The organism is Caulobacter soli, from assembly GCF_011045195.1.
Lineage (GTDB): Bacteria > Pseudomonadota > Alphaproteobacteria > Caulobacterales > Caulobacteraceae > Caulobacter > Caulobacter soli.
In genome coordinates, this window is record NZ_CP049199.1 from 3661327 (window position 1) to 3678875 (window position 17549).

At 68.7% G+C, this 17549-nt stretch carries 19 protein-coding genes and 1 tRNA gene; 6 read left to right on the forward strand and 14 right to left on the reverse strand.

Features of this window, described 5'->3' with window-relative positions:
• Position 1 precedes the first annotated feature (1 nt).
• The gene (locus G3M62_RS17140) at positions 2-478 is read right to left on the reverse strand and encodes a UPF0262 family protein (RefSeq protein WP_165189086.1); all 477 of its coding nucleotides are present in this window, start codon (positions 476-478) and stop codon (positions 2-4) included.
• An 18-nt stretch (positions 479-496) separates the two neighbouring features.
• Entirely contained in the window at positions 497-1798 is a 1302-nt protein-coding gene (hisD, locus tag G3M62_RS17145) for a histidinol dehydrogenase (protein ID WP_165189088.1), read from the reverse strand.
• Between the two features lie 234 nt (positions 1799-2032).
• Here hisD and G3M62_RS17150 point away from each other — a divergent pair, with 234 nt between their 5' ends.
• Entirely contained in the window at positions 2033-2542 is a 510-nt protein-coding gene (locus G3M62_RS17150; protein WP_165189090.1) for a GNAT family N-acetyltransferase, read from the forward strand.
• A gap of 37 nt (positions 2543-2579) precedes the next feature.
• Here the strand turns inward: G3M62_RS17150 and G3M62_RS17155 are convergent, their stop codons facing one another.
• Positions 2580-3224: a glutathione S-transferase family protein gene (locus G3M62_RS17155; RefSeq protein WP_165189092.1), complete on the reverse strand. Its 645-nt coding sequence runs from the start codon at positions 3222-3224 to the stop codon at positions 2580-2582.
• A gap of 21 nt (positions 3225-3245) precedes the next feature.
• The gene (locus G3M62_RS17160) at positions 3246-4730 is read right to left on the reverse strand and encodes an NCS1 family nucleobase:cation symporter-1 (protein ID WP_165189094.1); all 1485 of its coding nucleotides are present in this window, start codon (positions 4728-4730) and stop codon (positions 3246-3248) included.
• A 126-nt stretch (positions 4731-4856) separates the two neighbouring features.
• Between G3M62_RS17160 and G3M62_RS17165 the strand changes: the two genes are divergently transcribed.
• Positions 4857-5459 (forward strand): DUF805 domain-containing protein, encoded by a 603-nt coding sequence (locus tag G3M62_RS17165; RefSeq protein WP_165189096.1) that lies wholly within the window; start codon positions 4857-4859, stop codon positions 5457-5459.
• A 7-nt stretch (positions 5460-5466) separates the two neighbouring features.
• Here the strand turns inward: G3M62_RS17165 and G3M62_RS17170 are convergent, their stop codons facing one another.
• The 10 genes from G3M62_RS17170 to G3M62_RS17215 form a co-directional block, all read right to left on the reverse strand.
• A complete protein-coding gene (locus G3M62_RS17170; protein WP_165189098.1) occupies positions 5467-5658 on the reverse strand; it encodes a hypothetical protein in 192 nt (63 codons plus the stop codon).
• Positions 5659-5851: 193 nt separating this feature from the next.
• Complete coding sequence (locus G3M62_RS17175) at positions 5852-7771, reverse strand: M1 family metallopeptidase (protein WP_165189100.1); 1920 nt, start codon at positions 7769-7771, stop codon at positions 5852-5854.
• A gap of 80 nt (positions 7772-7851) precedes the next feature.
• Entirely contained in the window at positions 7852-8973 is a 1122-nt protein-coding gene (locus G3M62_RS17180; protein WP_165189102.1) for a hypothetical protein, read from the reverse strand.
• 114 nt (positions 8974-9087) lie between these two features.
• Complete coding sequence (locus tag G3M62_RS17185; protein ID WP_165189104.1) at positions 9088-9399, reverse strand: EthD family reductase; 312 nt, start codon at positions 9397-9399, stop codon at positions 9088-9090.
• 121 nt (positions 9400-9520) lie between these two features.
• Positions 9521-10363 carry a hypothetical protein gene (locus tag G3M62_RS17190; protein WP_165189107.1) on the reverse strand — a complete coding sequence of 281 codons (843 nt, stop codon included), beginning with the start codon at positions 10361-10363 and terminating at the stop codon, positions 9521-9523.
• Positions 10360-10974: a hypothetical protein gene (locus G3M62_RS17195; RefSeq protein WP_165189110.1), complete on the reverse strand. Its 615-nt coding sequence runs from the start codon at positions 10972-10974 to the stop codon at positions 10360-10362. Before G3M62_RS17195 ends, G3M62_RS17190 begins: the two co-directional genes overlap by 4 nt.
• Before the next feature lie 61 nt (positions 10975-11035).
• Complete coding sequence (locus tag G3M62_RS17200) at positions 11036-11488, reverse strand: MaoC family dehydratase (RefSeq protein ID WP_165189112.1); 453 nt, start codon at positions 11486-11488, stop codon at positions 11036-11038.
• A gap of 105 nt (positions 11489-11593) precedes the next feature.
• Positions 11594-12025, reverse strand: a complete 432-nt coding sequence (locus tag G3M62_RS17205) for a DUF2948 family protein (protein ID WP_165189114.1) — start codon at positions 12023-12025, stop codon at positions 11594-11596.
• On the reverse strand, positions 12018-13316 hold the full coding sequence (gene murA / locus G3M62_RS17210) for a UDP-N-acetylglucosamine 1-carboxyvinyltransferase (protein WP_165189116.1): 1299 nt from the start codon (positions 13314-13316) through the stop codon (positions 12018-12020). The genes G3M62_RS17205 and murA overlap by 8 nt, the downstream gene beginning before the upstream one ends.
• Before the next feature lie 121 nt (positions 13317-13437).
• The gene (locus tag G3M62_RS17215) at positions 13438-13593 is read right to left on the reverse strand and encodes a hypothetical protein (RefSeq protein ID WP_165189118.1); all 156 of its coding nucleotides are present in this window, start codon (positions 13591-13593) and stop codon (positions 13438-13440) included.
• A gap of 90 nt (positions 13594-13683) precedes the next feature.
• Here G3M62_RS17215 and G3M62_RS17220 point away from each other — a divergent pair.
• The 4 genes from G3M62_RS17220 to mmsB all read left to right on the forward strand — a co-directional run bounded on the left by G3M62_RS17220 (position 13684) and on the right by mmsB (position 17518).
• Positions 13684-13758, forward strand: a tRNA-Thr gene (locus G3M62_RS17220).
• 205 nt (positions 13759-13963) lie between these two features.
• Positions 13964-15460 carry a CoA-acylating methylmalonate-semialdehyde dehydrogenase gene (locus tag G3M62_RS17225; protein ID WP_165189120.1) on the forward strand — a complete coding sequence of 499 codons (1497 nt, stop codon included), beginning with the start codon at positions 13964-13966 and terminating at the stop codon, positions 15458-15460.
• Positions 15461-15465: 5 nt separating this feature from the next.
• Complete coding sequence (locus G3M62_RS17230; protein WP_165189122.1) at positions 15466-16602, forward strand: isobutyryl-CoA dehydrogenase; 1137 nt, start codon at positions 15466-15468, stop codon at positions 16600-16602.
• Between the two features lie 19 nt (positions 16603-16621).
• A complete protein-coding gene (gene mmsB, locus G3M62_RS17235) occupies positions 16622-17518 on the forward strand; it encodes a 3-hydroxyisobutyrate dehydrogenase (RefSeq protein ID WP_165189124.1) in 897 nt (298 codons plus the stop codon).
• Positions 17519-17549: the final 31 nt, after the last annotated feature.

The window sequence follows — 17549 nt, forward strand, 5'->3', positions numbered from 1 at the left end:
CCTAGCCCCGCCAGTGCAGCGCGCAGATCAGGGTGAACAGCCGGCGGGCGGTGTCGAGGTCGGTCTTGACCTTGCCCTCCAGCCGTTCGCGCAACAGGTTCGAGCCCTCGTTGTGCAGGCCCCGCCGCCCCATGTCCAAGGCCTCGATCTGCTGCGGCGAGGAATTGCGGATCGCCGAATAGTAGCTGTCGCAGATCATGAAATAGTCTTTGATCACCCCTCGGAAGGGCGACAGGGACAGCAGGTGCCGACGCTCGTAGTCCGGTCCTGCGATATCGAAGGCCAGGCGATTCTCGACCAGAGACAGCTTCAGGTCATAGGGTCCGCCCGCCGCCTCTGCCGGCTCGAAATAGTTGCCGTCCAGCAGGTCGAAGATCGCGACCTGCCGCTCCTGCTCCTGGTCACGCGAAGCCGCCGCCAGGCTGTCCTCATCGATGAGGATGGATTTCAGGGACTGGTTGGCCTTGGGCGCGGACATCGACGGCAGACTTGCCCCTTACGGCTTGGTTGGCAACCGGCCAGAAGGCAGGCGAATGGACGCGGACAGGGCGTGAGCCGGCAGGCCCTCGGCCTGCGCCAGCGCCACCGTGTGCGGTCCGAGAATCCCGAACGAGGCGGCGTCGCACTTCACGATCGAGGTCCGCTTGAGGAAGTCGTAGATCGACAGGCCCGACTGGAAGCGCGCCGCGCGGCTGGTGGGCAGCACGTGGTTGGAGCCGGCCACGTAGTCGCCGATGGCTTCGGGCGTCAGGCGGCCCAGGAAGATCGCCCCGGCGTGGCGCACGCGGTCGGCCAGGCGCTCGGGCTCGTCGATGGCGAACTCGACGTGCTCGGGCGCCAGCAGGTCGACCAGGCGCGGGCTGTCGTCCAGGGGCGCGAGGATGATCGCGCCGTGGTCGCGCCACGAGGCGGCGGCGTCGACGCCGGTGGCCAGGCTCTTCAGCAGGGCGTCGACGGCGTCGGACACCGCCTTGGCGAAGGCCTCGTCGTCGGTGATCAGGATCGACTGGGCGGCCGGGTCGTGTTCGGCCTGGCTGAGCAGGTCGGCGGCGATCCAGTCGGGATTGTTGTTCTTGTCGGCGACCACGACGATCTCGGACGGGCCGGCCAGGGCGTCGATGCCGACCACGCCGTAGAGGCGGCGCTTGGCGGCGGTGACGTAGGCGTTGCCGGGGCCGACGATCTTGTCGACCGGCTGGATCGGTCCGGCCCCATAGGCCAGGGCGGCCACGGCCTGGGCTCCGCCGATCCGCCAGATCTCGGTGACCCCGGCCTCCTTGGCGGCGGCCAGCACGGCCGGCTCCAGCTTGCCGGGCGGGGTGACCATGGCGATGCGGTCGACGCCGGCCACCTGGGCGGGCACGGCGTTCATCAGCACGGTCGAGGGATAGGCCGCGCGGCCGCCGGGCACATAGACGCCAACGGCCTCCAGCGGCGTCCAGCGCCAGCCCAGCTGCACGCCGGCTTCGTCGGTCCAGCTCTGGTCCTGCGGCTTCTGGCGCGCGTGGAAGGCGCGGATGCGGGCGGCGGCGAAGGCGATGGCTTCGCGGACTTCGGGCGAGGCCTGGGCGGCGCCGGCCGCGATCTCCTCGGCGGTGACGCGGATCGTTTCCTCGGTCAGGTCCACGCCGTCGAACCGGCTGGTGAAGCTGAGCACGGCCTTCAAGCCATCGGCCTGGACGGCGTCCAGCACGTTGCGCGCCGCCGCGTCGACGTTCTCGGGCGCGCCCCGACGCTCGTCGAGGAAGGCCTTGAAGGCGGCGGGGAAGGACGGGTCGGCGGAATTGAAGCGGCGCATGCGGCCTAGATGCGGGTTTTTGGGCAAGACACAAGAGGTTTGGTGCGGCGAACACCTGCCCCTACGGACCGCTTCGCGGTCGTCTTCCCCCAAGGGGGGGGGAAGAGCGCTCGGTGCGTGAGGCTCCGCCCCCTGCGGGGGCGGACAGGCGGCGAAGCCGCCAGGTGGGGGCAAGTGAGCGTGTCCCCAAAGCCGCTCAGCGCGTAGAAGCGCTCACGCCAACCAGGAGCACCCATGACCCAGCTCGACCCGATCCCGGTCACCCCCGCCGACCTGGCGACCCTGCCCGATCTGGCCGACGCCCTGCTGGCCCTGAACAACGCCCATGCGGTGGAGCTGTCGTGGCTGGAACCGGCCCGGCTGGCGCACATGGTGGGCGAGGCGTTCCTGGCCGAGCGGATCGGCCAGGCCGACGCCCTGCTCCTGGCCTTCGACCAGGACGCCGACTACGACAGCCCCAACTTCCTGTGGTTCCGCGAGCGCTTCCCGCGCTTCGTCTATGTCGACCGCATCGTGGTGGCCGGCGAGGCGCGTGGCCGGGGCCATGCCCGCCGCCTCTATCAGCTGTTGTTCGAGCGAGCCCGCGCGGCCGGACACGAGCGGGTGGTCTGCGAGGTCAACTCCAACCCGCCCAATCCGGCCTCGGACGCCTTCCACGCCGACCTGGGCTTCGCGCCGGTGGGCGCGGGCGAGATCCATGGCGGACGAAAGACCGTGACCTACCTGGCGCGGGCTCTGGGGTAATCGCGCGCCAACCCTCTCTCGAAGAGAGGATCAAACGTCAGATCGCCCCCGCCCTCTTCGCGTCGGCCGCCTCGAAAAGAGCGATCTGGTCGGCCCGGGCCTTCCGGAAGGCGGGGCGATCGGTCGCCCGGGTCACATAGGCCTCGGTCGCGGGCCGATCGCCGAAGGCCCGCACTTTCGGAACCCGCAGAACATCCGTCATCAGCAGGTCGGCGACGGTGAAGCGGTCGGCCACCAGCCACGTCCGCTCACCGAAGATCCTTTCCAGATGGTCGAGGCGCTGGCCCATCCATCCGGTCAGCTGATTGTCCTCGTCGCCGCAGATCTTCAGGAACCACCACGGCACGCTGACCATCTCGATCGAGTTGAGCGCGGCGATCGTCCATTGCAGCGTTTCGGCCGCGCCGACTGGGTCGACCGGCATCAGCCTGTCGCTCTTTCGGGCCAGATGCAGCAACCCCGCGCCGCTTTCGAAGAGTTTCAGGTCTCCATCGTCCAGGTAGGGAACCTGCCCAAACGGCTGTCGCTCGAGATGGTTGGTCTCGCGCCCCTCGAAGGGGATCGTGCGGACGGCGTAGTCGAGACCGGCCTCCTCGCACGCCCATCTCAGCCTGAGATCGCGCACGAAGCCTCGCGGGCCTTCAGGCGTCCAGTCGTAGGTCCAGATGGTCAGTTCGCTCATCGCGGCAAGCCTTTCCCGCACTCAATCGACAACCGACGCCTTCGCCCCGCCGCCCACGCGCATCGCCGCGACGTAGACCGCCGCCGCGATCCCGGCCCCGACGAACCAGGCATAGTCATACAGGCCCGTCCACGGCGCCCCGATCTTCGCCGCCGCCGGCAGGCCGGCCGCCTTCAGGAAACCCGGCAGATTCGGCGCGACACCGATGAGGAAGGCCGCCACGGCCGCCAGGTTCCAGCCTTTGAAGTAGGTATAGCGTCCGCTGCGGTCGTAAAGCGCCTCGACGTCCAGCCGGGCGCGACGCAGCAGCCAGTAGTCGGCGATCAGGATCCCGGCCACCGGCCCCAGCAGCGCGCCGTAGCCGGTCAGCCAGACGAAAATGTAACCCTGCGTGCTCTCCAGCAGCTTCCACGGCATGATCAGCACGCCGATGGCGGCGGTGACGTAGCCGCCGGTGCGATAGCTGATCCGCTGCGGCCACAGGGCCGAGAAGTCGTAGGCCGGGCCGACCAGGTTGGCGGCGATGTTGCACGAGACGGTGTCGAGGCTGATGATCAGCAGGCCCACCAGCACGGCGATCCCGCCGATGTTTCCCGACAGCGCCACCGGGTCCCAGACGGGCTTGCCATAGATCAGCACGGTGGCCGAGGTGACGATGACGCTCATGGTCGCCAGCAGCGCCATGGGCCCGGGCAGGCCCACCGCCTGGCCGACGACCTGGTCCTTCTGGCTGCGGGCGAAGCGGGTGAAGTCGGGGATGTTCAGGGCCAGGGTCGCCCAATAGCCCGTCATGGCGGTGACGGCGGGGCCGAAGTCCTTCCAGAACCGGCCGGCCTTGGCGCCGCCGGCGTCATAGGCGCTGGGCTCGTGCAGGATGGGGCCCAGCCCCCCGGCCTTGCTCAGCGCCCACCAGACCAGCAGGCCGCAGACCAGCAGCTTGACCGGCGCGGTCCAGGTCTCGAGCTTGCGCACGGTCTCCAGGCCCTTGGTGACGAACAGCAGCTGGATCAGCCAGAAGGCGGCGAACGACAGCAGTTGGCCGACGCCGATCCCCAGAACGGGGACCAGCGGCCCGATCAGGCTCTTGCCGACCATCACGCCCAGCAGGGTCAGCAGCGCCCCGCCGCCGATCCAGGTCTGGATGCCGTACCAGCCGCAGGCGACGATGGCTCGCGCCAGGGCGGGCGCCCGCGCGCCGCGCCAGCCGAACGAGGCCCTCGCCAGCACCGCATAGGGCACGCCCCATTTCGCGCCGGCATGACCAATCAGCAGCATCGGGACCAGCACGATGACATTGCCCGCCAGCACCGCCCACACCGCCTGGCTCGCCGACATCCCCTGCTCGATCAGGCCCGCGGCCAGCATGTAGGCCGGCACGGCGATGACCATGCCCAGCCACAGGGCCGCGAAGTGCCGCGCCTTCCAGGTGCGCTGGGCGGCCGAGGTCGGCGCCAGGTCCGAATTCCACAGGGTGTTGTCGCCAACGGACTTTGGTGTCTCGCTCATCTCGCCCCCGCGATGCGTCGTGGGCGGACCATCGACCAGCGTTCGGCGGAGGTCACGCGGAAACTTCGCCCTCGCGCCCCGACCGGTGAATCGCCTTAACTCTCTGGCGGGTCAGGGGGACAGGCCATGAACGAACTCGTCGCATCCATCCGCAGCGGCTTCACCGGTTTGCTGCGGTTTTCAGGGCGGGACACCGCCAGCCGTTTCTGGCCCTATGCCGGCCTGGTGATCGCCCTGTTCTTCCTGGCCACGGCCGCGATCGTGGCGCCGACCGTGATGTCGAGCTTCGCCAAGATGCAGGCCTTCGCGATCGCGCATCCCGACCAGGCCACCATCACCCAGGGGGCCGGCTCCTACTCGATCGAGATCCATGGCGATCACCCCGAGCTGATGCCCGACATGACGCCCTTCTTCGCGGTGATGCGGGCCGGCTGCGCGGTGGCGGTGGCCCTGCTGGCGGCGGCCGTCACGCGGCGGCTGCACGACCGGGGCCGGCGCGGCTGGTGGGGCCTGCCGCCGCTGGTCTTCCTGACGACCGGGATGATCCTGTTTCCACCCATCTTCCAGACGATGATGAGGCAAAGCGACGTCTCGCCGGGCACGTTGGCGATGTTCGGTCTGATCTTCGCCAACAACATCCTCTATCTGGCGTCGCTGGGCCTGCTGATCTTCCTGCTGGCCGGCGCGAGCCAGGCCGGCGAGAACCGTTTCGGCCCGCCCGCGCCTTGAGGTCACCCTACCCCCCCGCATAGGCCAGGGTCGCCAGCCCGGCGCCGAACACCAGGACCATGGCCACGATGCCGAGCCGGCCCCACTGGATACACGGGCCGGCGTGCCGAAGCTCGGCGGCTTCGGGCTTGTTGATGTCGCACTTTTTGAAGAACACGGAACGCGCACGCACACGGGTCGCGAACACGGCGTCAGCCATGGCGATCTCTCCCTAACGAGGCCCGCTCCTCTGACGGGAGCGCACGGTCAGGGTTAACACGAAAACTCGCCTCACGAGCGAATTTCGGCGCGATTTCGGACGAAAATCGACTCGAAAAGCGCGTTTTCGACGCCAAAAACTGACAAAAACGACGAAAACGCGCGATTTTCGCGAGAAACGACTATTCACCCCATCACGACTTCACGATCCCGTCGACCGTCTGCCGCGTGACGGCGTGATAGAGCGGCCGGGTCTTGGCGTAGAGGCGCTTGGCGATCGGCTGGCCCCAGTCGCCCTGCGCCATCAGGTCCTTGAACAGCGGGGCCACGAACTTGCGGCGCCCCTGGTCGGTCAGGAAGGCCTCCAGCGACGGCAAGGCCGGCTCGTAGCGGTTGGCCACGGCCAGCTCCAGCCAGACGAAGCGGATCTCGCTGTTGCCCTGGGCCGACAGGCCGAAGGCCTTGTCGAGTGTCGCGAGACGCTCCGCCGACAGCGCGCGCGGCAGGCTGGCGATGAAGCGGGTGCGTTCCGGCGTGCTCCAGGCCGTCCACTTGGCGGCCGGGGCCGGGCCGCCCTTGGCGTAGGCGGCGGCTAGGGCGTCCACCGCCGGGAAGGCGGCCGAATGGACGTGCACGGCGTTGTCGGGCAGGCCCACGTCATAGACCCACTTGTCGATGCCGATCTGCGCCTCGAGCTTGGGATCGCCCTTGATCAGGTTGGCCCGCAGGTCGGCGACGAAGCCGGCCGTGGTCTGGCTCTGGAAGGCGTGGCGGGCGAAGTAGTCCTTCAGATAGGCGTCCCAGCGCTCGCGCCCGACGGCCTTTTCGATGGTGCGCAGGAAGGTCGCGCCCTTCTGGTAGGCGATGTCGGTCATGCCGTCGTCGGGATCTCGGCCGGTCAGGTCCAGATGCAGGCGGGTGTCGGCGCCGGTGAGGCCGCCGGCGTCCTTGATCGCGTCCTGCAGGTCGCTCCAGCCCAGATCGGCCAGCATGTCGGCGCGCGGCTTGCCGTACAGCTTCTCCATGATCCGGTTTTCGAAATAGTCGGTGAAGCCCTCGTTCAGCCAGAAGTCCGACCAGGTGGCGTTGTTTACCAGGTTGCCCGACCACGAGTGGGCCAGTTCGTGCGCCACCAGGCTGACCAGCGAGCGGTCGCCGGCGATGATGGTGGGCGTGGCGAAGGTCAGGCGCGGGTTCTCCATGCCGCCGAACGGGAACGACGGCGGCAGCACCAGCAGGTCATAGCGGCCCCAGGCGTAGGGGCCGTAGAGGCTCTCGGCCGCCTCGACCATCTTCTCGACGTCGACCAGCTCGTAGGCGGTCTTCTTCATCACCGACGGCTCGGTATAGACGCCGGTGCGCTGGCCCAGCGGCGTAAAGGCGATGTCGCCGATGGCGATCGCGATCAGGTACGAGGCGACCGGCTTGTCCATCTTGAAGCGATAGGCGCGGCCGCCGCCGGCGACCTGTTCGCCGTCGGGCGTCAGCATCTCGGCGCTCATCACCGCCTTCAGGCCCTCGGGCGCGACGATGCGGGCGGTCCAGGTCTGGCGGATGCCGGGGCTGTCTTGGGTGGGGATCCAGGTGCGGTTGAGAATCGCCTCGCCCTGGCTGAACAGGTAGGGCTTCACCTTCCCGGCCGTCTGGGCCGGGGTCAGCCATTGCAGGGCCGCGCCGCCCGGGGCGCTGTCATAGCTGACGATGATGCGGCGGGCGCCGTTCAGCGTAACGGTCAGCGGCGCGCCCAGGTTCGGATCGGCCTTGCCCAGGGTCCACGGCAGGGCCGCGCCCTTGTCGTCGGTGACGCCGTGGATCACCAGGCCCTTGCTGTCGAGCACGACCTCCTTCGCGTCCGGCGCGGCGGCGATGTCGAGGGCGGCCGTGCCGGTCATCTTCTGGCCGGCGAAGTCGGCGGTCAGGTCCAGGTCCACATGGGTCACCCGCGCCACCAGGGGCTGGGCGTAGGAGTGGATGTCGTGGGCTTCCGGCGTGGTCAGGATCGCCGGGATCGGCGGCGCGGCCCCCTGTGCTTGGGTCTGGGCCAGGACGGGCGCGGCGACGCCGCAGAGCAGGAGCGCCAACAGGGCGGCGCGGCCGGTGGATTTCAGGGTCATGGGAAGCCGGTTCCGTGTTCGGAAATGCGTTGCTTCCGTCTTAACCCAGAGCGCCGCCCGGTCCAGCGGCAATCACGGCCCTACAGGTAGTCCAGCAGGCTGGTCCCGCCGGTGTTGACGCTGCCGTCGCCGTTGAACATCGAGGCCAGCTTGTCCGAGAGGTTCTGGACCTCGACCATCTTGTTGTAGAGCGCCGGGGTCCAGCCGGCGGCCTGGCGTTCCTCGTCGCTCATCGACGCGTACTGGGTGATCAGGCTCTTGCCGAAGGCCGAGCTGTCGGAGCCCTGGGTGCTCTTGTAGGCGCTGGAGACGCTGTCGCGGTTGCGGGTCCTTACCTCGGCCGCCGCCTGGGCGACCTCGTGCTCGGAGAACTGGTCGCCCTTGTTCAGGGCCACGGCCGCCAGCGAACGATCGTCGAACTTGGAGAAGTCGATGGATCCCTCGTCGGGCCCCGTGGCCATCCCGTCCTTGGTCGCCGCGGCGTACTGCTTGTCCAGCACCGAGCGGACGTCGGAGGCCACCGCGTTGATGTCGCGCGTGCGCGGGTTGGACACCACGCCGCCCACGTCCTTCAGATAGGCCGCGACCGGATCGCCGTCGATGCCGGTGGGCTGGACGCCGGGTTTGGCGGTGGCCTGCTTGAGACCCTCGGTCAGGGCGGCCTTGTCCTTGGCCCACTGCCCCATGGCCTTTTCCTCGGGTCCGGCGGCCTCGAGATTGGCCAGGGCCGCCTTGTAGAGCCCGGCATAGTCGCCGGTCACCCGCATGGTCGAGGCCGCAGCCGACATGGAGGTGTCGCGGTTGGCCTTCATCTGCAGGCTGGCGACCACCTGCTCTTCCATCGAGAACTTGCCGCCCTGGTTGCTGGCGATGGCGTAGAGGCTGCGGCGGTCCAGGCCCGAGACGTCGATCGTCGCCTTGCCGTCCTTCAGCGCGCTGGACGCCTTGGCCGCGCCCAGCAGCTTGTCGAGCGTGGAACGGGCGGAGGAGACCACGGCGTCGGTCGTGCGAGTGTCGTTCTGCGCCGCCAGCGCCGCCTGGGCCTCGGCCGACAGGGTGACGTTGACGCTGGAGCCGCTGGTCTTGGCCGCGGCCGCGCCGGAGGTGTCGGTCGAACCGGTCGTCGTCGCGGCCGTCGAGGCCGCGCTGGTCGCCAGATAGGGGTTCGCCGCATAGCCGGTATTGGTGACGCTGCTGACCATGACGCCCTCGACTCGAACGTCGCGAAATTACGAATCGCGACTGGCTTGAAACACGGGGCCACAAGCCGCGATCATGGTTAAGGGCGCATTAACCATGATCGCCAGGAAGGACCGTCAGCTTACCGTGCTGACCTGGATCACCGGCTGGATCGTGGTGAAGTTGACGACATCGGCCCGGATCTCGTCGCCGCGCGGACCGCCCATGCTGGCGCCCAGCGCCTCGGGGCTTTCGAAGGTCAGATGGGCCATGGCCACGAACGGCGCGGGGCCGCCGTCGGCCGCCGACAGGCCATGGAACACCTTCACGTCGGTCAGGCCGGTGGCCGTGAAGGCCGCCTTGACCAGCGGAATGTGGGTCGCGTCGTAATAGGCGTGGTCGAAACTGACGCCGACCGTGGCGGGATAGAGCACGCTGACAACGACCATGTCGTCTCTCCTGGTTCGGCGGTCTTCGCCGCATGAGCGCCGCCTCGCGACATCCAAGCACGCGCCAGGCCGGTCGTCATGACGTCCGTGGCGTCAGCCTTCGCGATCAGGGCCTGGCGCCCTACTCCATCAAGCCGCCGTCGCAGTAGGGGAAGCCGCCGTTGGAGGTGTCGAAAGCCTCGCCGGGCGGGATGTCGATCGTCGAGGTCTCGTGCGTGGCCTTGGACTCCGGCGTATCCTGGGGCCAGTCCGTCTCGTTCCAGACGAAGGTCCAGCCGTGGCGCGCCGCCCCCGGCGCCGCGGCGGCGTAGCGGATCCTCAAACTGCCCGTGGACTCGTCGTGGCAATGCTTGGAGGTCTTGTACTCCTGCTCCGAAAAGCAGGCCCGGATCATCTTGCTGCAACTGAACGGCACGCCGCCATAGACCGGCTTGGCGCTCTGGGCCGAGGCGGCGATGGCCTTGAGGCTGACGAAGTCGGCGACCTCGACGCTGGCGCCGCCGCCCGAATACATCTCGCTGCGGCCTTGCAGAAGCGCCACGCCCCAGTCGCCCGGCCCCAACGGATACAGCGCGGGGAACAGGTGGGGCGGATCGGCGCGATCGCCCGAGTCGGGCTGCGTCGTCGGGACGTAGTCCCGCAGGCTCCAGCGTTCCTTGATCCGCCAATGCTTGTCCGCGTCGACCGACAGGGTCAGCAAGGTCGGGCCCGATTGCAGGATGGCGTAGTAGTCGCTGGGGCCGAGATTGGCGGCGCGATAGAGCTTGGCCGCGTCGCTGTCGGTTCCGCAACCGCCGTCGACAACGGCGCAGGCGACGGCCTTCCAGCCGAGATCGGCGGTCTTGGCGGCGGTAAAGACGATCGCGCGCGGCGCGGCGTCGATCCGGGCCAGCGAGCTGGTGGCGGCCGCGACCACGGCCAGGGCGCCGATCAGGGCTCCGCGGACGAGGACATGCGTCCTCACCGCGCCGACCACAGATTGCCGGCCGCCGCCTGCAGGTCGCCCGAGACGTCGCGGCGGGCCACCGACAGGCCTTCCAGCTCGACCTTGTCGGCCCGCAGGGTGCGCGGGTGAATGCTGTAGCCCAACTGATAGACGGCGCGGTCGGTCTTGGTCTGGCCGTCCTCGATGAACACCGTCAGCACGCCGACGGGCACGCGACCCGTCCTGGCCTTGCCGGCGTGCTTGCGCAGTCCGTTCTCGATCCAGCCGGCCTCCAGGCGCGGATTGCCGGTGGTCTCGACGCTGTCGCCGCGAATCTCGGGCGGAAACCAGACGGTCTGGGTCTGGATCACCTGGCCTTCGTTGACCGAGGTCAGGGCCACCTTGGCGCCGCCGTCCTCGCGCGCGCCGGTCATGACAAAGGTCTGCTTCAGCGCGGCGGCCTTGGCTTGAGCTTGGGCCTCGGCCTGTTTCTCGGCGGTCGCGGCGGCGCGATCGCGATCCTCGCGGATGCGCTCGCGGTGGCTGTCCCAGAAGCTGAGGCCGGTGATCACCAGGGCCGCGACGGCCACGATCTCGGCCAGGGTCAGCCAGCGGATCGGCAGGCGCTTGGGGGACGTCTCTTCGGTCATCGGGCCTCCGTTACGCGAGGTCGGCACGGTAGAGCGAGTGTGTGTCCCCGTGAAGTCGGGTTCAGGCTTTCGCGGGCTTGCGACGACGCGGAACGCGGACGGTGGCCTCGCCGTCCATGATCAGGTCCTCGCCGACCAGGCCTTCGCAACGCAGGGTGACGCGCGCGCTGACTTCGTCGATAGCCGAGACCGTGACGCGGGCGATCACGACGTCGTCGATGCGCACCGGCCGATGGAACGCCAGGGTCTGCCCCAGATAGATCGCGCCCGCGCCCGGCAGGATGGTGCCGACCACCGCCGAGCCGAACGACGCCGACAACAGGCCATGGGCGATCCGGCCGCGATAGGCGGTCTTGGAGGCGAAGGCCTCGTCCATGTGCACGGGATTGAAGTCGTCGGAGGCTTCGGCGAACAGCCGGATGCGCGCCTCGGTGACGGTGACGCGCTTTTCGGCGGTCATCCCGACGGCAAGCTCTTCGAGGATATAGCCCCCGGAAGGGTGAGGTTCGACCATAACGCGCCGTTAGCCGTCATGCGGCGCGATGGCCAGCGAAAAGACGCGAACTTCGTCCGAACCCGGGCCTTGGTCGCGTAACGCGCCGCTTCCGGCCCGCGCCGCCTAGTCCGCGTGACCCGGCTTGCGCGGCGTCGACCAGGGCTCAGACACGTCGGCCAGGACCACGTCCAGGCAATCGACGGTGACCTTCAGGTCGCCGCCGCCGGCGAAGGTCAGCAGCACGGCGCCCCCCGGGGCCTCGGCCGGCTCGAAGGCCACCGACAGCAGCTCGACCACCGCGTTCTTGGCGTCGCGGCGCAGCTTGCGGGCCTGGACGCCGGTGACGTCGCCCAGTTGCAGGGCCGAGCGGATGCGTTGGCCCTTCTTGCCGCCCGATTCCCAGCGGAAACGGTTGCAGGCCAGGGTCAGGGTGCGCGCCGAGGCGTCCCAGCGGATGTCGCCGATCTTGGCCACCGCGTCCTGCAGCGCGGCCGAGACCACCGCCAGGTCGTCGGCGTCCTGGGCCAGCAGCTTGAGCGCGGGAACGTCAGTCATGGTCGAGGTCGCTTTCGGCTTCGCCCTTGATCCGGCGCACCTGGGCCCCGCAGGCGCCCAGCTTTTCTTCCAGCCGCTCGAAACCGCGGTCCAGGTGATAGATGCGGCTGACCGTGGTCTCGCCGCGCGCGACCAGGCCGGCGATCACCAGGCTGACCGAGGCGCGCAGGTCGGTGGCCATGACCTCGGCGCCTTCCAGCCGCTCGACGCCGCGCACGACGGCCTCGCCGCCCGACACCGAGATGTCGGCGCCCAGGCGCATCAGCTCGGGCGCGTGCATGAAGCGGTTCTCGAAGATGGTCTCGCGGATCCGGCTCTCGCCCTTGGCCGTGGTCATCAGGGCCATGAACTGGGCCTGCAGGTCGGTGGCGAAGCCCGGATAGGGCTGGGTCTCGACGTCCACGGCGTTCAGGCGGTGGCCGTTGCGCTTGATGATGACGCCGTCCTCGGTGCGGATGACGCCGGCGCCGGCCTCTTCCAGCTTGACCAGCAGGCTGTCGATCAGTTCGGGACGGGCGCGGGTCAGCTGGACCTCGCCGCCGGCCATGGCGGCGGCCACGGCGTAGGTGCCCATCTCGATGCGGTCGGGGATCACCGAATGGGTCGCGCCGTGCAGCTTGGCGACGCCGGTGATGGTGATGGTCGGGGTCCCCGCCCCTTCCACCTTCGCGCCCATGGCGTTCAGGCAGATCTGCAGGTCCAGCAGTTCGGGCTCGCAGGCGGCGTTGTGGATGTGGGTGACGCCGTCGGCCAGCACGGCGGCCAGCATGGCGTGCTCGGTGGCGCCCACCGAGACGAACGGGAAGGTGATCTCCGCGCCCTTCAGGCCGCGCGGGGCCTGGGCGTAGACGTAGCCCTCATGCAGGTCGATCTTGGCGCCCAAGGCCTCAAGAGCCTGCAGGTGCAGGTCCACGGGACGCGCGCCGATGGTGCAGCCGCCGGGCAGCGAGACCTTGGCCTGGCCGGTGCGGGCGATCAGCGGACCCAGCACGTTGAACGAGGCGCGCATCTGGCGGACCAGGTCATAGGGCGCGAAGCCGCTGGTGATCTCGGCCGCGTGCAGGATGGTTTCCGAACCGTCCGGCCCTTCGCGCTCGTCCACGTTCGCGCCCAGGCGCGTCAGCAGCTTGCCCAGGAACTTGGTGTCGGCCAGACGCGGCATGTTGGTCAGCCGCAGCGGCTGATCGGTCAGCAGGCTGGCCGCCATCAGCTTGATGGCCGAGTTCTTGGCGCCGCTCACCGGGATGATCCCGTTCAGCTGCGCGCCGCCGGTGATGGCGATACGATCCAATGAAAGTCCCTCGTCGCGCGGCCTGTCGGGGGATGTCGCCGCGCGGTCACATGTGAAAGGGCGGTTCTACTGGTTGCAAGAGCCCGCGCAAGGGGCTGCACCGATTCCTCAAGGTTCCTCCTCAGTCGGAGGGGGCGTCGTCGCCCGACGGCGCTGATTCCGGTTTGGCGGCGGCGGCGGGCGCAGCCTTGCGACGGCGGAGATTGGTGCGCAGCGCCTGGGCCAGCCGCGCTTCGCGCTCGGCTTTCTCGTTATGCGGCTTGGGGTTCTGGCTCATATGTCCACAGGTGAAAGCGGTGCGACGTTCGGTCAAGACGATTTTGGCTTTGCCAACCGCGTTTCGTTCGCTATACGCCCCCTCCTCTTCGCCGCGGTAGCTCAGTGGTAGAGCGCATCCTTGGTAAGGCTGAGGTCCTGGGTTCGAGTCCCAGTCGTGGCACCATCGGGGCCCAGATCGAATGATCTGGGCCCCGACCATTTCTACCCTCTCCCCACCTCTCCAAAGTCGACCGGCGTTTCCCGTCTGGGCGCGGGCAAATCCGGCGCTGTTGTCCAGCGGTGAAAAATTGCGGCTGCTATTTGCATTTATGCAATGGCGTTGTTGCACGGGCGCCGGGTAGGTCCTCTCCCAACCTAGGGAGCGTATCATGCGGACCATCAGCCATTTCGTGAGCGGCCAAAGCCTGGATGGGCAATCCGGCCGCTACGGCGACGTGTTCAACCCCAACACGGGTGAGGTGCAGGCGCGGGTGCAGCTGGCGACGGACGCGGAGCTGGACGCGGCGGTGCAGGCCGCGGCGGCCGCGCAGATCGGCTGGGCGGCGACCAATCCCCAGCGCCGGGCGCGGGTGATGTTCGAGTTCAAGCGCCTGATCGAGCGCGATATGAACAGCCTGGCCGAGATCCTGTCGTCCGAGCACGGCAAGGTCATCGCCGACTCCAAGGGCGACATCCAGCGCGGCCTGGAGGTGATCGAGTTCGCCTGCGGCATCCCCCACATGCTGAAGGGCGAATATACCGACGGCGCCGGTCCGGGCATCGACGTCTATTCGATGCGCCAGCCCCTGGGCGTGGTCGCCGGCATCACCCCGTTCAACTTCCCGGCCATGATCCCGATGTGGATGTTCGGCATCGCCGTGGCCGTGGGCAACACCTTCATCCTCAAGCCCTCGGAGAAGGATCCGACCGTGCCGGTCAAGCTGGCCGAGCTGTTCATGGAGGCCGGAGCCCCGGCGGGCGTGCTCAACGTCGTGCACGGCGACAAGAGCACGGTCGACGCCATCTTGACCCATCCGCTGATCAAGGCCGTCAGCTTCGTGGGATCGTCGGACATCGCCCACTACGTCTACCAGACCGGCACGGCCAACGGGAAACGCGTCCAGGCCATGGGCGGGGCCAAGAACCACGGCATCGTCCTGCCCGACGCCGATCTCGACCAGGTCGTGAAGGACCTCTCCGGCGCGGCCTTCGGCTCGGCCGGCGAGCGCTGCATGGCCCTGCCGGTGGTGGTGCCCGTCGGCAAGAAGACCGCCGACGAACTGCGCGAGCGGATGATCGCCGAGATCGACAGCCTGAAGGTGGGGATCTCCACCGATCCGGCCGCCCACTACGGCCCGGTGGTCAGCGCCCAGCACAGGGCCAAGATCGCCGACTACATCCAGATCGGCGTCGACGAAGGCGCCGAACTGGTGGTCGACGGCCGCGACTTCAGCCTGCAGGGCTTCGAGAAGGGCTTCTTCATCGGCCCTTCGCTGTTCGACGGCGTCAAGAAGGGCATGAAGACCTACCACGAGGAGATCTTCGGCCCGGTGCTACAGATGGTCCGCACCGAAAGCTTCGACGAGGCCATCGCCCTGCCCAGCGAGCACCAGTACGGCAACGGCGTGGCGATCTTCACCCGCAACGGCCGCGCCGCTCGCGAGTTCGCCGCCCGCGTCAATGTCGGCATGGTCGGCATCAACGTGCCCATCCCCGTGCCGGTGGCCTATCACAGCTTCGGCGGCTGGAAGCGCTCGGGCTTTGGCGACACCAACCAGTACGGCGCCGAGGGCGTGCGCTTCTACACCAAGGTCAAGACCGTCACCGCCCGCTGGCCCGAAGGCGCCGTCGAGGACAACGCCTTCGTCATCCCGACGATGAAATAGCCACCATGGACTTCTCGCTGAACGAAGATCAGACCGCGATCCAGGCCATGGCGGCCGGGTTCGCGGCCGACCGCCTGGCGCCGTTCTCGGCCCACTGGGACGAGGCCAGGCACTTCCCGGTCGACGTGCTGCGCGAGGCCGCCGCTCTGGGCTTCGCTGGCGTCTATGTCCAGGACGACGTCGGCGGCAGCGCCCTGTCGCGCCTGGACGCCTCGATCATCTTCGAGGCGCTCAGCTATGGCGACGTGTCGTCCTCGGCCTTCCTGACGATCCACAACATGGCCTCGTGGATGATCGACCGGTTCGGCTCCGACGACCTGCGTCGCCGCTACCTGCCGCGCCTGACGACCATGGAACTGATCGCCAGCTACTGCCTGACCGAGCCGGGCGCGGGGTCGGACGCGGCCAACCTGCGCACCAGCGCCCGGCTGGACGGCGATCATTACGTGATCAACGGATCCAAGGCCTTCATCTCGGGCGCCGGCGTCTCGGACGTCTATGTGGTGATGACCCGCACGGGCGAGCCGGGCGCCAAGGGCATCTCGGCCTTCGTCATCGAGAAGGCCATGCCGGGTGTCTCGTTCGGGGCCAACGAGAAGAAGATGGGCTGGAACAGCCAGCCCACCGCCCAGGTCAATTTCGACGACGTCCGCGTGCCGGTCGCCAACCGCATCGGCGACGAGGGCGAGGGCTTCCGCTTCGCCATGATGGGCCTGGACGGCGGGCGGCTGAACATCGCCTCGTGCTCGCTGGGCGGGGCGGCCTTCGCCCTGGACACGGCCAAGGCCTATCTGGAAAGCCGCAAGCAGTTCGGAAAGCCGCTGAAGGACTTCCAGGCCCTGCAGTTCAAGCTGGCCGACATGGCCACCGAGCTTGAGGCCGCGCGGCTGATGGTGCGCAACGCCGCCGCCGCCCTGGACCGCAAGGACCCGGCCGCCACCAAGCTGTGCGCCATGGCCAAGCGCTTCGCCACCGACGCCGGCTTCCAGATCGCCAACGACGCCCTGCAGCTGCACGGCGGCTACGGCTACCTGCGGGACTACCCGCTGGAGCGCATCGTCCGCGACCTGCGGGTGCACCAGATCCTGGAAGGCACCAACGAGATCATGCGGGTGATCATCGCCCGCGAGATGTTCCGCTAAGCGGAACGGGAGAGACCGCATGACCCGCATCGCCTTCATCGGCCTGGGCAACATGGGCGGCGGCATGGCCGCCAACCAGGCCAAGGCCCAGCACCACGTCATGGCGTTCGACCTGTCGGCGGCGGCGGTGGACAAGGCCGTGGCGGCCGGCTGCCACGCGGCGGCTTCCGTGGCCGAGGCGGTCGCGGACGCCGAGGTCGTGATCACCATGCTGCCAGCCGGCCCCCACGTGCGCGCGGTCTATGGCGAGCAGGTGCTGGCCCATGCCCCCAGGTCGGCCCTGCTGATCGACTGCTCGACCATCGACGTCGAGAGCGCCCGGGCCGTGGCCCAGCAGGCCAAGGCCGCCGGCTTCCGCTTCGCCGATGCGCCGGTGTCGGGCGGGATCATGGCCGCCGAGGCCGGGACCCTGGCCTTCATGGTCGGCTGCGAGGCGGCGGACTTTCCCGCCGTCGAGGCCGCCCTGGCGCCGATGTCGCGCGTGACCATCCACGCCGGTGAAGCGGGCGCGGGTCAGGCGGCCAAGATCTGCAACAACATGCTGCTGGGCGTGTCGATGTTGGGAACCTGCGAGGCCTTCGCCCTGGCCGAGAAGCTGGGCCTGGCCGCCGACCGGTTCTTCGAGATCGCCAGCAAGTCGTCGGGCCAATGCTGGTCGGTGAGCACCTACTGCCCCGTGCCAGGCGTCGGCCCCTCGACCCCGGCCGACCACGGCTACGAGGGCGGCTTCGCCACGGCCATGATGCTGAAGGACCTGAAACTGGCCCAGGACGCGGCCGCCAAGGCCGGGGCCAGCACGCCGATGGGCGCCCAGGCCGAGGCCCTCTACGCCCTGTTCGACGCCAACGGCTTCGGCGGCAAGGACTTCTCGGCGATCATCGAACTCATGCGCGGACGGCTGGGCGAACTGCGCTGACGACGCCTACCGCCCGGACGATCTTGAAGCC